General features: G+C 69.8%; 13 protein-coding genes. 8 read left to right on the forward strand and 5 right to left on the reverse strand.

The genetic code is table 11. From position 1 onward, the window contains the following. Positions 1 to 34: 34 nt before the first annotated feature. The 3 genes from OG718_RS39600 to OG718_RS39610 all read right to left on the reverse strand — a co-directional run bounded on the left by OG718_RS39600 (position 35) and on the right by OG718_RS39610 (position 3,062). On the reverse strand, positions 35 to 1,306 hold the full coding sequence (locus OG718_RS39600) for an MFS transporter (RefSeq protein ID WP_328846469.1): 1,272 nt from the start codon (positions 1,304 to 1,306) through the stop codon (positions 35 to 37). A gap of 234 nt (positions 1,307 to 1,540) precedes the next feature. Then, positions 1,541 to 2,095, reverse strand: coding sequence for a methylated-DNA--[protein]-cysteine S-methyltransferase (locus OG718_RS39605; protein ID WP_328846470.1), 555 nt, complete (start codon positions 2,093 to 2,095; stop codon positions 1,541 to 1,543). Positions 2,096 to 2,186: 91 nt separating this feature from the next. Next, positions 2,187 to 3,062, reverse strand: a complete 876-nt coding sequence (locus OG718_RS39610) for a glycerophosphodiester phosphodiesterase (protein ID WP_328846471.1) — start codon at positions 3,060 to 3,062, stop codon at positions 2,187 to 2,189. A 277-nt stretch (positions 3,063 to 3,339) separates the two neighbouring features. Here OG718_RS39610 and OG718_RS39615 point away from each other — a divergent pair, with 277 nt between their 5' ends. From OG718_RS39615 to OG718_RS39645, 7 genes are all read left to right on the forward strand, one after another. Next, the gene (locus OG718_RS39615) at positions 3,340 to 4,203 is read left to right on the forward strand and encodes an MHYT domain-containing protein (protein WP_143637522.1); all 864 of its coding nucleotides are present in this window, start codon (positions 3,340 to 3,342) and stop codon (positions 4,201 to 4,203) included. Positions 4,204 to 4,243: 40 nt separating this feature from the next. Further along, the gene (gene uvrB / locus OG718_RS39620; protein ID WP_143637520.1) at positions 4,244 to 6,382 is read left to right on the forward strand and encodes an excinuclease ABC subunit UvrB; all 2,139 of its coding nucleotides are present in this window, start codon (positions 4,244 to 4,246) and stop codon (positions 6,380 to 6,382) included. Between the two features lie 140 nt (positions 6,383 to 6,522). Continuing rightward, on the forward strand, positions 6,523 to 7,101 hold the full coding sequence (locus OG718_RS39625; protein WP_055615261.1) for a TerD family protein: 579 nt from the start codon (positions 6,523 to 6,525) through the stop codon (positions 7,099 to 7,101). Positions 7,102 to 7,146: 45 nt separating this feature from the next. Beyond that, a complete protein-coding gene (locus tag OG718_RS39630) occupies positions 7,147 to 9,189 on the forward strand; it encodes a TerD family protein (protein WP_328846472.1) in 2,043 nt (680 codons plus the stop codon). A 288-nt stretch (positions 9,190 to 9,477) separates the two neighbouring features. After that, the gene (locus tag OG718_RS39635; RefSeq protein WP_143637515.1) at positions 9,478 to 10,479 is read left to right on the forward strand and encodes a TerC family protein; all 1,002 of its coding nucleotides are present in this window, start codon (positions 9,478 to 9,480) and stop codon (positions 10,477 to 10,479) included. A 131-nt stretch (positions 10,480 to 10,610) separates the two neighbouring features. Next, the gene (locus OG718_RS39640) at positions 10,611 to 10,913 is read left to right on the forward strand and encodes a hypothetical protein (RefSeq protein ID WP_143637511.1); all 303 of its coding nucleotides are present in this window, start codon (positions 10,611 to 10,613) and stop codon (positions 10,911 to 10,913) included. Between the two features lie 71 nt (positions 10,914 to 10,984). Continuing rightward, on the forward strand, positions 10,985 to 12,085 hold the full coding sequence (locus OG718_RS39645) for a calcium:proton antiporter (RefSeq protein ID WP_306940583.1): 1,101 nt from the start codon (positions 10,985 to 10,987) through the stop codon (positions 12,083 to 12,085). Between the two features lie 172 nt (positions 12,086 to 12,257). On the opposite strand, the gene OG718_RS39650 is transcribed toward OG718_RS39645, so the two are convergent. Together OG718_RS39650 and OG718_RS39655 are read right to left on the reverse strand one after the other, a co-directional pair. Next, the gene (locus tag OG718_RS39650; protein ID WP_306940584.1) at positions 12,258 to 13,529 is read right to left on the reverse strand and encodes an MFS transporter; all 1,272 of its coding nucleotides are present in this window, start codon (positions 13,527 to 13,529) and stop codon (positions 12,258 to 12,260) included. A 92-nt stretch (positions 13,530 to 13,621) separates the two neighbouring features. Then, positions 13,622 to 14,668: a S66 family peptidase gene (locus tag OG718_RS39655; protein ID WP_328846473.1), complete on the reverse strand. Its 1,047-nt coding sequence runs from the start codon at positions 14,666 to 14,668 to the stop codon at positions 13,622 to 13,624. A 103-nt stretch (positions 14,669 to 14,771) separates the two neighbouring features. Here OG718_RS39655 and aroQ point away from each other — a divergent pair, with 103 nt between their 5' ends. Further along, on the forward strand, positions 14,772 to 15,248 hold the full coding sequence (aroQ, locus tag OG718_RS39660) for a type II 3-dehydroquinate dehydratase (protein WP_328846474.1): 477 nt from the start codon (positions 14,772 to 14,774) through the stop codon (positions 15,246 to 15,248). The last annotated feature ends 3 nt before the right edge of the window (positions 15,249 to 15,251 follow it).

The raw sequence follows: 15,251 nt of genomic DNA on the forward strand, positions 1-15,251 counted from the left end.
CCGGCCAGCCTTCGCGCGGGTCTCTGTGGGTTCGTCAGGATGTGGCGGGCCGGCCTCGGGTGAACAGCGCCAGCGCGCCGAGCGGCAGCAGCAGACAGGCGGCCACGAGATTCAGCCAGCCGTAGCTCGCCTGGGCGACGACGAGGCCGGCCGCCGCCCCGCCGAGACCCGCCGCGGTGTTCATGGTCAGGTCGGACAGGCCCTGTGCGGCGGCACGTGCGGGTTGCGGCACGGAGTCCGTCAGGAGCGCGGAGCCGGAGACCAGACCGGCCGACCAGCCGAGACCCAGCAGGAAGAGCCCGGCGGCGGTCTGCGTGTGACTGGCGCCCGCGGTGCCGGCCAGCAGCGCCGCGCAGGCCAGCAGCCCCACGGCGATGCCGATCACCGCCGGCCGCCCGAGCCGGTCGGAAAGCCGGCCCATGACGGGCGAGAACGCGTACATGCCCGCGATGTGGATGCTGATGACCAGCCCGATCAGATCGATGCTCGCGCCGTGGTGACCGAGATCGACCGGTGTCATCGACATGACCGACACCATCGCCGTGTGCGAGACGGCCACGGTCACGAGGGCCAGCCGGGCCCGCGGCGACGCCCGGACGGCGGCCGCCCCCGCCCGTATGGAACGTGCGGCGGGGGCCTGATCCTCGACCGGCGCCAGCGCACGCGCGGTGAGCAGCGGGTCGGGCCGCAGCAGCACCGCGACCAGGAGCGCCGATATGAGGAAGACTCCGGCCGCCCAGAGGAAGGGGCCCGCCGCCTCCGGTATGCCGAGTCCGGAGACGCTGCGACCGGCGGGCGCGGCGATGTTGGGGCCGAGGACCGCGCCGATCGTCGTGGCCCACACGACGTTCGAGATGGCGCGGGCCCGCCGCTCCGGCTCGGCCAGGTCCGCTGCCGCGAAGCGCGCCTGCAGATTCGCGGACGAGGCCGCGCCGAAGCCCGCCATGCCGAGCAGCAGCAGCGGAAAGTTGTTCATCGCCGCGCCGACCATGACGGTCCCCGCGCCCAATGCTCCGATGAGGTACGCCAGCACGAGCCCCGGCCGGCGGCCGCGCGCGGTCATCAGTGCGGCGAGCGGCACGGAGAGCACGGCCGTCCCCGTGACCGTCGCGGTGGGTGCCAGCCCGGCCAGCGACTCGGTGCCGGCGACCTCCTGGGCCAGTACGACCGCGAGCGCGATACCGGTGGCCACACCCAGCCCGCCGAGGATCTGACTGGCGACGAGAACGGCGGATATCCGGCGACGCAGGGCCGGCAGTGCCTCCGCGTCGACAGGTCCGGCGACCGGTCGCTCGACGGCCGTCACCGGCAGCGCCCAGCGGCAGTACAACTGAACGCGCCTACCCAGCCCGCCGCTGCGAACCGCACCGTTTCGGACACATCCCCGTGCGTGATCGATGTGGTCACCGGCGCATCCTCCCCCTGGTCCTGAGCTCAGGACACCTTCACGACAACAGCGACCCCACGGCCGAGCGCTTCGAGGCACCCCTCGGCACGGAGGCAGCTTCAGCCCGAAGGCATCATCAGCACCGAGGCACCCTCAGAACAACGGCTCCGGCAGCACCCCTTCCAGCGCCAGCAGCTTCCGCTTGGTCTCCAGGCCGCCCCCGAACCCGCCGATGCCGCCGTCACTCTCCACCACCCGGTGGCACGGCACGACGACCGGCAGCGGATTGGCGCCCATGGCCATGCCCACGGCCTGGGCCGCACCCGGCTGGCCGACCCGCCGGGCCAGGTCGCCGTACCCGACCACAGACCCGAACGGAACGCCGGATGCCAGCTCGCGCAGCACCTGGCGGTTGAAGCCGGAGATCAGGGACCAGTCCAGCGGCAGCTCGAAGTCCTTGCGCCCGCCCGCGAAGTACGCCGCCATCTGACGTATCGCCTCGGCCAGGAGCGGGGACTCCGGTGCCTCGACGGGCTCGGTGCCGAATCGGGACGCGAGCCGGTCGAGCGCCTTGTCGCGCACCGCGTCCGTGGCGTGGAAACCGACGCTGACCAGGCCTTCGCCGGTCGCTGCCAGCAGCAGCGGACCGATGTCGCTGTCGACGACGGCCCACACCACCTGCTGCTCGTTCTGCCCATGGCTGTCCATGCGCTCCACGGTACGGCGCACCACTGACAACGCCGGTGGCACGGACGCATGCGAGCGTCCGTGCCACCGGCGAGAGCTGGTGAAGGCGGGGTCAGCCCTCGTTCAGCGCCTTGCGCACCACGTCAGGCTTGTTCGTGATGACGCCGTCCACACCGAAGCCCGCGACGCGCCGGGTGTCCTCCGCGGTGTCGACGGTCCAGGTGAAGATCTCCAGTGGCCTGCCGTGCGGTCCGGCGAGCGCGTGGATCGCGGTGACGTAGCTGAGGGAGATCGTCGTGTGCGACGAGTTGATCTGGTCGGCGAACTGCGCGTACGCGGGCAGCTCCGCGATCGACGGCGTACCCAGGAAGCCCGTCTTGATGTCGGGCCGCAGCGTGTGCACGGCCCGAATGCTGTCCGCGCTGAAACTCTGCACGACCAGCTTGCTCCGTACGTGGGTCGGACCCAGCCAGCCCTCGTTGCTGAGGACCTTGAGGGTCTGTCGCTCGATGCCCGGGTAGAGCGCGGGATTCTTGATCTCCAGGACGAGTTTCTGGTGATTGCGTGAAACCCGGTTCATGTACTGCTTGAGGGTCGGTACGCGCGCGCCCGCGTACCGGGAGCTGAACCAGCTGCCCGCGTCCAGGCGCGCGATCTCCTTGGCGGTGAAGTCCTTGACCTTCCAGGGGGCCCGCCCGGGGAAGACCTCCTCGACGTTGGTCGTGCGGTTCAGGCTGTCGTCGTGGATGACCACGAGTTGGCCGTCCTTGGTGCGCTGGACGTCGTTCTCGACCCAGCGGAACCCGAGGTCGGCGGCCTTGTCGATGGCGGCCAGGGTGTTCTCGGGAGCGTAGGCCGAGGCGCCGCGGTGGGCGATGACCTCAGTCCGGTCGGTGTCCGGCGCGGCGTGGGCGGTGGATGCGGGAAGAACAAGGACAGCGGCTCCCAGGAGCGCGGTGGTCGTGGCGGCGGCAGCGCGCGCGTGCATGCGTACTCCTTGCGTCTGTGTTCACGGACCGTCCTAGAGTGACAGCAGAGGGTCAACAGTAGGGGGGTGCAGGATGGCCACAGATTGAATGGAGTTGCCCATGTCCGATCACGCGTGCCGCACAAGTGGGGCAAGGCCGTGATTCTTTGCCGGAAAATCGTTCGAGCGTTCCGGGGCGAGTCATACTCTCTCCGTCAACCCTGACCGCCGTGGCGGTCCTGGGACGGGGGCATCTCACGAATTTCCGGGACTCAACAGGGCGGAAGGGCAACCGCGCATGCAGGGCACGGTCGACGGATTCAGCTACGGACTCGTCACGCCGCTGGCGGCGTACCTGATGGCCTGCCTCGGTGGAGCGCTGGGCCTGCGCTGCACCACGAGATCGATGCTCGTCACCCGCTCCTGGCGGCCAGGCTGGCTCGCCCTCGGTTCGGCGGCGATCGGTTCCGGCATATGGACCATGCACTTCATCGCGATGATGGGTTTCTCCGTCCAGGAAACCCCGGTCCGCTACGACAAACTGACGACGTTCGCGAGTCTCGGCGTCGCGATCGTCATGGTCGGCATAGGGATCTTCATCGTCGGCTACAAGGGAGCCTCCGGAACGGCCCTGTTCACCGGGGGCACCATCACCGGCCTCGGCATCGCCTCGATGCACTACCTGGGTATGGCCGGAATGCGACTCAACGGGAAGCTCGAGTACAACACCTTCACCGTTTCCGCCTCGGTCGTCATAGCCGTCGTCGCCGCGATCGCGGCCCTGTGGGCGGCGGGTCAGGTCCGCGGCTTCCTGTGGAGCGTGGGCGCGAGTCTCGTCATGGGCCTCGCCGTCAGCGGTATGCACTACACCGGCATGGCCGCCCTCGACGTCCATCTGCACAGCGCCGCCAGCACCCCGCCCGGGGACTCACCCGCGGCCCTGCTGGCCCCCCTGATGATCGGCCCGCTGGCCTTCCTGCTGCTGGCCGGTGTCGTCGTGATGTTCGACCCACTGATGGTCATGGGCAAGCCCGACTGGAGCCCCGCGGAGCAGAAGCCCGGCATCCCGGCCCACACCGTCCGCCACACCGGCCGTCGGCCCGTGCCCGGCCAGCGCCGGAACTCCAGGCGCCCCGGTTCCCGCACCCCGCAGAACTGGTGACGCGACCCCGTTGTCAGTGCGGGGTCGTACGGTGGAACCCATGCGGCCCGTATCCAAGATCGAACGCACGGTGGCGCCCTTCGAGGTCGTCAGCCCCTACCAGCCCAGCGGCGACCAGCCCGCTGCCATCGCCGACCTCGAACGGCGTATCCGCGCAGGTGAGAAGGACGTGGTCCTCCTCGGCGCGACCGGCACCGGCAAGTCCGCCACCACCGCGTGGATGATCGAGAAGCTCCAGCGCCCCACCCTCGTGATGGCGCCGAACAAGACTCTGGCCGCCCAGCTGGCCAACGAGTTCCGCGAGCTGCTGCCGAACAACGCCGTCGAGTACTTCGTCTCGTACTACGACTACTACCAGCCCGAGGCGTACGTCCCGCAGTCGGACACCTACATCGAGAAGGACTCCTCGATCAACGAGGAGGTGGAGCGCCTGCGCCACTCCGCGACCAACTCGCTGCTCACCCGCCGGGACGTCGTCGTGGTCGCCTCGGTCTCCTGCATCTACGGCCTGGGCACGCCGCAGGAGTACGTGGACCGCATGGTCAACCTCAAGATCGGCGACGAGATCGACCGGGACGACCTCCTGCGCCGCTTCGTCGACATCCAGTACACGCGCAACGACCTGGCCTTCACCCGCGGCACGTTCCGCGTCCGTGGCGACACCATCGAGATCTTCCCGGTCTACGAAGAGCTGGCCGTCCGCATCGAGATGTTCGGTGACGAGATCGAGGCCCTCTCCACGCTGCACCCCCTCACCGGCGAGATCATCAGCGACGACCAGCAGCTGTACGTCTTCCCGGCCTCCCACTACGTCGCGGGGCCCGAGCGCCTGGAGCGCGCCGCCAACGACATCGAGAAGGAACTGGGCGAGCGCCTCTCGGAGCTGGAGAAGCAGGGCAAGCTCCTGGAGGCCCAGCGGCTGCGGATGCGCACGACGTACGACCTGGAGATGCTCCGCCAGATCGGCTCCTGCTCGGGCGTCGAGAACTACTCGATGCACTTCGACGGCCGCGAGCCCGGCTCCCCGCCGAACACGCTGATCGACTACTTCCCGGACGACTTCCTGCTCGTCATCGACGAGTCGCACGTCACGGTCCCGCAGATCGGCGCGATGTACGAGGGCGACGCCTCCCGCAAGCGCACCCTCGTCGACCACGGCTTCCGGCTGCCGTCCGCCCTGGACAACCGCCCCCTGAAGTGGGAGGAGTTCCAGGAGCGCATCGACCAGGCCGTCTACCTGTCGGCGACGCCGGGCAAGTACGAGCTCTCGCGCGGCGACGGCTTCGTCGAGCAGATCATCCGCCCCACCGGCCTCATCGACCCCGAGGTCGTCGTCAAGCCCACCGAGGGCCAGATCGACGACCTGGTGCACGAGATCCGCAAGCGCACCGAGAAGGACGAGCGCGTCCTGGTCACCACCCTCACCAAGAAGATGGCCGAGGACCTCACCGACTACTTCCTCGAGCTGGGCATCCAGGTCCGCTATCTGCACAGTGACGTCGACACCCTGCGCCGCGTCGAGCTGCTGCGCGAGCTGCGGGCCGGCGAGTTCGACGTCCTCGTCGGCATCAACCTCCTCAGGGAGGGCCTCGACCTGCCCGAGGTCTCCCTGGTGTCGATCCTCGACGCCGACAAGGAGGGCTTCCTGCGCTCCGGCACCTCCCTGATCCAGACCATCGGCCGCGCCGCCCGCAACGTGTCCGGCCAGGTCCACATGTACGCCGACAAGATCACCCCGGCGATGGAGAAGGCCATCGAGGAGACCAACCGCCGCCGGGAGAAGCAGGTCGCGTACAACACGGAGCGGGGCATCGACCCGCAGCCGCTCCGCAAGAAGATCAACGACATCGTGGCGCAGATCGCCCGCGAGGACGTCGACACGGAACAACTGCTCGGCTCGGGCTATCGCAAGTCGTCGGACGGCAAGGGCGCCAAGGCACCCGTGCCCGCGCTCGGCGGGAAGGCCGCCAAGGGGGCCAAGTCCGCCAAGGGCAAGGCCAAGGAGTCCGTCCCGACCGACCGGCCCGCGGCGGAACTCGCCGAGCAGATCGAGGAGATGACGCAGCGGATGCGCGCGGCCGCCGCGAACCTGCAGTTCGAGATCGCCGCGAGGTTGCGTGACGAGGTCTCGGAGATGAAGAAGGAGCTGCGACAAATGAAGGAAGCGGGCATCGCCTGACGCCCGGAGTGGCGCGCTGTGTTGCAAGACCGACACAAAGTGTGCACCAGGGTTCGGCGCTGTCAGTGGCTCTGCGTAGGGTTGCTGGTCAACCGCAGGACTCTGCGGCAACAGGGGACAGTTCGAGAGGGGAACAGCGCGTGACGGTCAACATGACCAAGGGTCAGGCCATCAGTCTGCAGAAGAACGACGGAGGCACGCTGACCGCGGTCCGCATGGGGCTCGGCTGGCAGGCCGCTCCGCGACGTGGCCTGTTCGGCTCTCGCACCCGTGAGATCGACCTCGACGCGTCCGCCGTGCTGTTCGCGGACAAGCAGCCGGTCGACGTGGTGTTCTTCCGCCACCTCGTCAGCGACGACGGCTCCGTGCGCCACACCGGTGACAACCTCGTCGGCGGCGTGGGCCAGGGCGGCGACGACGAGGCGATCCTCGTCGACCTCGCGCGCATCCCGGTCCACATCGACCAGATCGTCTTCACCGTGAACTCGTTCACGGGCCAGACCTTCCAGGAGGTGCAGGACGCGTTCTGCCGTCTGGTCGACGAGACCAACGGCCAGGAGCTGGCCCGCTACACCCTGGCCGGCGGCGGCCAGTACACGGCGCAGATCATGGCGAAGGTCCACCGCGCGGGCGCGGGCTGGCAGATGACCGCTCTCGGTACGCCGGCCAACGGCCGCACCTTCCAGGACCTGATGCCGGCGATCCTGCCGCACCTGTAGGCAACCCGGCACCCGGCGCACGAGCACATAGGGGGAACGAAGGCGATGACGGCTGAGCTGGTCCGGGGGCAGAACCACCCGCTGCCCCAGGCCCGACTTGAGATCCGGGTGTCGGCCGGAAAACCGATCGTGGCCGGGGCCACGCTCAGCGACGAACAGGGCACGGTGCACGGTGTCGAGTGGGTGGCCCATCCGGGCTCACCCACTCTGCCCGGCCTGGAGGTCTCCAAGCAGGCGGCGGCCGACCACCGCCTCGCGTGCGACCTGGACGCCCTGCCCGAGTCCGTGCACCGGGTCAGCGTGCTGCTCGCGCTGCCGTCCGGAGGCAGCGGGCCGGTCAGGTTCGGCTCCGTCGCCGCGCCCTTCGTCGCGGTCACCGGACTCGACGGCTCCGAGGTCGCCAGCTACACGATCACGGGGCTCGACGCCGAGTCGGCCGTCGTCGCACTGGAGCTCTACCGCAGGCAGGGTGCCTGGAAGGTCCGAGCCGTCGGCCAGGGATACGCGGGCGGCCTCGCCGAACTCCTCGCCGACCAGGGCCTGCCCCAGGCCCACCAACTCGCGGGCAGCATCAACGAAGCGGTCGCCCAGGGCCTCGCCCGTTCGGTCGCCGCACCCCCGCCGCGGACCTCGGAGGGCGACCGCTCACGGCACGCCGCGACCCCGGCGCTGGGTCAGAACCAGGGCGGAGCCACGCCCCAGGGCGCCCCCGGCCACGTATCACCGCAGCACGGACACCCGGGAGGGCAGGGACACACGGCGTCCGGCGCTCCCGGACACACGACGCCGCAGGGCGGCCACCCCGGAGGGCCCGCGCAGCCGGACCCGTCCGCCGTCACCCAGCCCGCCGGTGCCGCAGCCGGCGGACCCGTCGACTACAGCCACCCGGGACGGCAGGCCGCCGCGCCTCCGCCGCCCCCGCCGACAGCGCCCCCGGCCCGGCCGGGACAGCCCGCGCAGCCCGTCGCGGGCGACGCGACCGGCTGGTCCATGGAGGAGCGCCTGTACAACCAGGTGTGGGGCATGTTCGAGGACCTGGCCCGCGCCACGGCCGCGTACCGCAGCGCGGTCGACTTCGCCGAGTCGCGTATGGAGCAGGAACTCGACAAGGTCCTGTCCGACCCGCGCAGCCGCATCGGCGGACAGGGCGACGCGGCGCGTGAGGCCGCCCGCGCCAAGCATTCCCAGTTGATCGACCGGGCCAGGGAGGCCCTCGACCGCGACCTCGCCCAGCTCACCGCCGAGGCAGAGGTCGTCGAGCCCGCGCTGCCGCCCGCCTTCGCGCGCTGGGACAACCCTGTCTGGCACGGCTACCGGGTCCCGATGGAGATCCCCATGGCCCTGCGCCTGGGCGACCTCCACCTGCCCGAGAGCGCGGGCCTGAGTATTCCGATGCTGGTGCGGCTGCCGCTGGAGCGCGGTCTGTGGATCGACAGCGGACGCTCCGGATCCTCCGACGCTTCGATCGCCGACTCCGACGAACTGCGCCGCCTCGGCATGGACACCGCGGTGGCGATCGCGGCCCGGCTCCTCGCCGTCTATCCGGCGGGCGAGTACACGCTGCATGTCATCGACCCGGCGGGCTCCGGCGCCTCGTCCCTCGCGCCCCTCGTACAGACCGGCGTGCTCAACGGCCCGCCCGCCGTCGGCGCGGCAGGGGTGACCGACGTACTGGGCCGGCTCACGCAACGCGTCGATCTCGTACAGATGGCGATCCGCGGCGGTGCGGCCGACTCCTTGCCGCCCGACCTCGACCCGGCCGAGCAGCTGCTGATCGTCAACGACTTCCCGCACGGCTTCGACGACCGCGCGGTGACCCAGCTGCGCTATCTCGCGGACGAGGGCCCGGCCGTCGGCGTCCACCTCATGCTGGTCGCCGACCGGGAGGACGCCACCGCCTACGGACCGCTGCTCGACCCGCTGTGGCGCTCGCTGCTCCGGCTCACACCCGTGCCCGACGACCACCTCGCCGACCCGTGGGTCGGGCACGCGTGGACCTACGACCCCTCGCGCGTGCCTCCGGGCAGCCAGGTGCTCCAGCACGTCCTCACCCAGGTCGCGGCGGCCCGCCGCTCGTGGAACCGCTGAGGCCCCTGCACACGCTTTACCAAGAGTTCTTCAAGTCGCCTGACCAGCACTTTTGGTCCTTCTTTTACTAATCTCTTTACCTTTCCTTGGTGATTGGGGTACTGTCGTCCGTGCGGAGGGGAGTACTCCCTACCTACTGCGGCGTACCCGTCAATACGGATCTGGTTCAGATCCCGGGGCGTCGGCCCGAGTGCACCGGGCGCGTCACGCGCCCCACCTGCATCGGGTGGAAGAGACCTCCGGCAGCGACGACGCTGACATTTGCCGTTACGTACTGCCGGAGGCGCAGTGGATGTTTCCGTGACCCTTTGGGTCCTGACGATCGTGGGCCTCGCGGCCCTCATCGCGGTCGATTTCTTCATCGGCCGCAAGCCGCACGACGTATCAATCAAGGAAGCCGGAATCTGGACGATCGTCTGGATCGTGCTGGCCGCGCTGTTCGGCCTCGGACTTCTGGTCTTCTCCGGGGGCCAGCCCTCCGGAGAGTTCTTCGCCGGCTTCATCACCGAGAAGTCGCTGAGCGTCGACAACCTCTTCGTCTTCGTCCTGATCATGGCGAAGTTCTCCGTGCCCACGCAGTACCAGCAGCGGGTGCTGCTGGTCGGTGTGCTCATAGCGCTCGTCCTGCGCGCGATATTCATCGCCGCGGGCGCCGCGATCCTCGCGAGCTTCGCGTGGGTGTTCTACATCTTCGGCGCGTTCCTCATCTACACCGCCTGGAAGCTGATCCAGGAGGCCCGGGCGGACGAGTCCGACGAGGACTGGGAGGAGAACAAGCTCCTCAAGGCCGCCGAGAAGCGCTTCGGTGTCGCCGACCGCTACCACGGCACCAAGCTGTGGATCCAGCAGAACGGCAAGCGGGTCATGACGCCGATGCTGGTCGTCATGCTCGCGATCGGCACCACCGACGTGCTCTTCGCGCTCGACTCGATCCCGGCGATCTTCGGCCTGACGCAGGACCCGTACATCGTCTTCACGGCCAACGCGTTCGCGCTGATGGGTCTGCGGCAGCTGTACTTCCTGATCGGCGGACTCCTCAGGAAGCTGGTCCACCTCAGCTACGGCCTGTCGGTGATCCTCGGCTTCATCGGCGTCAAGCTCGTGCTGCACGCGCTGCACGAGTCCGGCGTCCACGTCCCGGAGATCTCGATCCCGGTCTCCCTCGGCGTGATCTGCGCGGTCCTGGTGGTCACCACGATCACCAGCCTGATGGCCTCCAAGAAGCAGGCGGCGGCCGAGGCGGCGCAGAGCGACGACGAAGGCGCTCCGAAGGACAGCATCGAGGCCTGACCACGTCGGACGTAGAAACAACCAGTACCGGGAGCGGCCCGCGGCGAATTGCCGACCACCGCTCCCGGTGCTTGCTTGTTTCCTGAGCGCGTTTCCCGGCCCGGGGACGCCGTGGCCGGATGGAGACACCGATGAAGTTCGTGCAGATCATCGACTTCGAGACCGAGCGCCTGGACGAGATGCAGCAGCTGCTCCAGGAAACCGGGGAGCGCAACGCCGGCAGGCCGGGTGGTCCCACGCACCGCATGCTCCTGCAGGACCGCGACAACCCCCGTCGCTATCTGGCCCTGATCGAATTCGATTCGTACGAGGAGGCCATGAGCAACAGCGACGCCCCCGAGACGGCCGAGCTGGCGGAGCGACTGGGCGCGCTGTGCATCGGCGAGCGCACCTACACCAACTGCGACGTACGGGAGATGGGCCCGCTCAAGTAGCCCATGCGCCCCGTGAACGGGGCCCGCACGACCGGAGTGCGGGCCCCGTTCACGTCTGCGACGATCGCTGCATGATCGTTCGGCTCCGGTCACTAGTGACGCAGTGGACGGCCGTCGTGCCCGCGCTGGCGGTCGTCCTGCTGGCCTTCACCTGGGGCCGCGATCTGCCCGGCGCCGTCGTCGCCGTGGTGACGCTGGTACTGGCCGGGGCCGTGCTGGCCGCCGTCCACCATGCCGAGGTGGTCGCGCACCGGGTCGGCGAACCCTTCGGCTCACTGGTCCTCGCCGTCGCCGTCACGATCATCGAGGTCGCGCTGATCGTCACCCTGATGGCGGACGGAGGCGACAAGAGCTCCACACTCGCACGCGACACCGTCTTCGCGGCCGTGATGATCACCTGCAACGGCATCGTCGGCCTGAGCCTGCTCGTCGCCTCACTGCGGCACGGGCTCGCCGTCTTCAACGCGGAGGGCACCGGCGCCGCCCTCGCGACCGTCGCGACACTGGCCACGCTCAGCCTGGTGCTGCCGACGTTCACCACCAGCAAGCCGGGCCCCGAGTTCTCCACCGCCCAGCTCACCTTCGCCGCTCTCTCCTCGCTCGTCCTCTACGGCCTGTTCGTGGCGACCCAGACCGTGCGGCACCGCGACTACTTCCTGCCCATCACCCGGCAGGGCGAGGTGATCGACGCGGACGATCACGCCGACGCCCCGTCCTCCAGAAGCGCGGGCATCAGCCTGGGACTCCTGGGCCTGGCCCTCGTCGGCGTGGTCGGTCTCGCGAAGGGCGTGTCGCCCACCATCGAGTCCGGGGTGGAGGCGGCCGGGATGCCGCACTCCGTGGTCGGCGTGATCATCGCCCTGCTCGTCCTGCTCCCCGAGACGATCGCCGCACTGCGCTCCGCCCGCCGCGACCGGGTGCAGACCAGCCTGAACCTCGCCCTGGGCTCGGCGATGGCCAGCATCGGCCTCACCATCCCCGCCGTGGCCGTCGCGTCCATCTGGCTATCCGGCCCGCTCGTCCTCGGCCTCGGCGCCACCCACATGGTCCTGCTCGCCCTGACCGTGGTGGTCAGCTCCCTCACAGTGGTCCCCGGCCGGGCCACGCCACTCCAGGGCGGCGTCCACCTGGTCCTGTTCGCGGCGTACCTGGAACTCGCGATCAACCCGTAAGGGCCGGGCCCGGGCCCCGTGGGGGCGCGGGGAACTGCGCGATCAGCCACAGACGGTCCGCAGTCGCCTTTGAACCTGTTCTGCGAGCTCTTGGGCGTATCAGTGGAGCCAAGCGTGCTCCGCGGGGCCGCGTAAACGCTTACGCCAGCGATTACGCGGGCCCGAGCCCGCCTCACCCCGTGGCCGGCTCCGCCGCCACGACAGCCACCGGCCGGGTCTCCGGCAGCAACGCGAAGCACCCCAGACTGAGCAGCGCGATGCCCGTCAGATAGGCGGCCACACCCCAGGGAACCCGCCCGCTCTGCTCGGCGACCGCCGTAGCCACGATCGGCGTGAGCGCGCCCCCGAGCACGCCGCCCAGGTTGTAGCCCACGGCCGCACCCGTGCACCGCACCCGCGGCTCGTACAGCTCCGGCAGATACGCGGCGATCACGCCGAACATCGTCACGAACGCGATCAGCGCGACGAGGAAACCGAGGAACATCAGCAGCGGCTCGCCCGTCGACAGCAGCGCGATCATCGGGAACATCCACAGGGCGGTACCCGCACACCCCGCCAGGCACAGCGGCCGCCGTCCGTAGCGGTCGCCGAGAATCGCCACCACCGGAGTCAGCGCACCCTTCACCACGACGGCCGCCATGATGCAGGCCAGCATGACCGTACGGCTCACCCCGAGCCGCTCGGTCGCGTAGGCGAGGGACCAGGTCGTCACCGCGTAGAACACCGCGTATCCGATCGCGAGCGCCCCCGCCGTCAGCAGGACGAGCCGCCAGTGTTCGCGTACGACCTCGACGAGCGGCACGCGCGCGTGCTCGCGCAGTTCGAGGAACTGAGGGCTCTCCGCCAGGGAGGAACGCAGCCACAGCCCCGCCGCCGCGAGTACGCCCGCCGCCCAGAACGGCACCCGCCAACCCCAGCTCGCGAACTGTGCGTCGGAGAGCGTCGCCGACAGCACCAGCATCACCCCGTTGGCGAGGACGAACCCCACCGCCGGCCCGATCTGCGGGAAGCTCGACCACAGCCCGCGCCGGTCGGCCGGAGCGTGCTCCGCGGTCAGCAGCACCGCCCCGCCCCACTCCCCGCCGAGCCCCAGCCCCTGCAGAAAACGCAACACGAGGAGCAGCACGGGAGCGGCCGTACCGATGGACTCGTACGTCGGTACGCAACCGACCGCGACGGTCGCCGCGCCGGTCAGCAACAAAGAGATGACGAGAACGGGCCGTCGTCCGTGCCGGTCCCCGATGTGCCCGAACAGCACCGAGCCCAACGGCCGCGCCACGAAGCCGACCCCGAACGTTCCGAAGGCCGCCAGCGTCCCCGCCACCGGCGAGAACGTGGGGAAGAACAGCGGGCCCAGGACGAGCGCGGCAGCCGTCCCGTAGACGAAGAAGTCGTAGAACTCGATGGCCGTCCCGGCGAGCGAGGCGGCCGCGAGCCGCGGCATGGAAGGGGGCTTTACTGTGCGTGCACGGTGCATGCCGCGTCAACTACCCACGGTCACCATGGGTTACGGGGGCGCGTGGGGGCCCAGGGGCCTCAGTAGGTCACCGTGATGCGCCGGGCGGGACCGTCCACGCGAATCACTCCCCCGTAGGGGATGACGATCTGTGGGTCGGTGTGCCCGAGGTCCACATCGAAGACGATCGTGGTGTCCGGGGCGTACGCCTCCATGGCGCGCAGCACGGCCGCGCGCTGCTCCGCCGCGTAACGGGCGCCCTCCTCCGGGCTGTTGGGGCTTTCGAAGGACCACGTCTTCGCCCGGCCCATCAGGAGTGCGGAGAAACGTCGGAGCAGTCCGCGCTCGCCCATGCTCCGCAGGACGCGGAAGACCTCCTCACCGCTCGGCAGTTCCTCCGTGGTCTCCAGGAAGAGCACGCCGCCGTCGTGGACGGAGAGGTCGCGCGGGATCTCCCGGTCGGCCATCAGCAGCCAGGCCAGGATCTCCACACAGCCGCCCCAACTGCGGCCCTCCACCACCCGGTCGGCGTTGACCCAGGTCCACCCGGTGCCGGGCCGGGTCTCCGGTTCCGACGCGAAGGTCGCCGGGTCCGCCCAGTCGCGGTCGACGTCGCGCCACCGCTCGGCCGGACGCAGTTCGTACTCGCCCGAGGTGAGGAGCGCCGCCCGCACGGACTCGGCGGTCAGCGGATCCATGGCACCGGGCCGGCCCAGCTCACACATCACGCTCGCGCCGTGGTAGCCGACGATTCCCGTGTTCCACAGGTAGGCGAGCAGGTTCGTGTTGTCGCTGTACCCGAAGAACGGCTTCGGGTTGGCGCGGATCAACTCCCGGTCCAGCAGGGGCAGCACGGTGATCTGGTCGTCACCGCCGATCGACGCCATGACCGCCTTGATGCCCGGGTCGGCGAACGCCGCGTGGATGTCGTCGGCCCGCTCCTGGGGCGTCGAACCCATCCTCCGGGTCGCCGAATACTCGACCGGTTCGAGGCCGTACTCCTTGCGCAGCCGCTCCAGGCCCAACTCGTACGGGAGCGGAAGGATCCCCGGCAGCGCGGCGGACGGCGAGAGCACGGCCACCCGGTCGCCGGGCACGGGCTTGGGCGGGTACGCGGGAGTCGTCATGCGAGGGAGGGTAGGGGCCGTCCCGGTGTCGGCGCACCGTGATAAACCGGGTCTGAGCAGCGGTCCCGAACGGGCCGAGCCACCCGACCGGACCGGAGGAACCGTGCCCCGCACCCTCGCCAACGCCCCGATCATGATTCTCAACGGCCCCAACCTGAACCTCCTCGGGCAGCGCCAGCCGGAGATCTACGGCTCCGACACCCTCGCCGACGTCGAGGCGATGTGCGCCAAGGCGGCGGCCGCACACGGCGGCACGGTGGACTTCCGCCAGTCCAACCACGAGGGCGAGCTGGTCGACTGGATCCACGAGGCACGCCTCGATCACTCCGGGATCGTGATCAACCCGGGCGCCTACTCGCACACCTCCGTCGCGATCCTGGACGCCCTCAACACCTGCGACGGGCTGCCCGTGCTGGAGGTCCACATCTCCAACATCCACAAGCGCGAGGAGTTCCGCCACCACTCGTACGTCTCGCTGCGCGCCGACGGCGTGATCGCGGGCTGCGGAGTGCAGGGGTACGTGTTCGGGGTCGAGCGGGTCGCGGCGCTGGCGGGAGCGGGGCGGACGACGGACACCTGACGG

This window comes from Streptomyces sp. NBC_00258 (assembly GCF_036182465.1).
GTDB lineage: Bacteria > Actinomycetota > Actinomycetes > Streptomycetales > Streptomycetaceae > Streptomyces.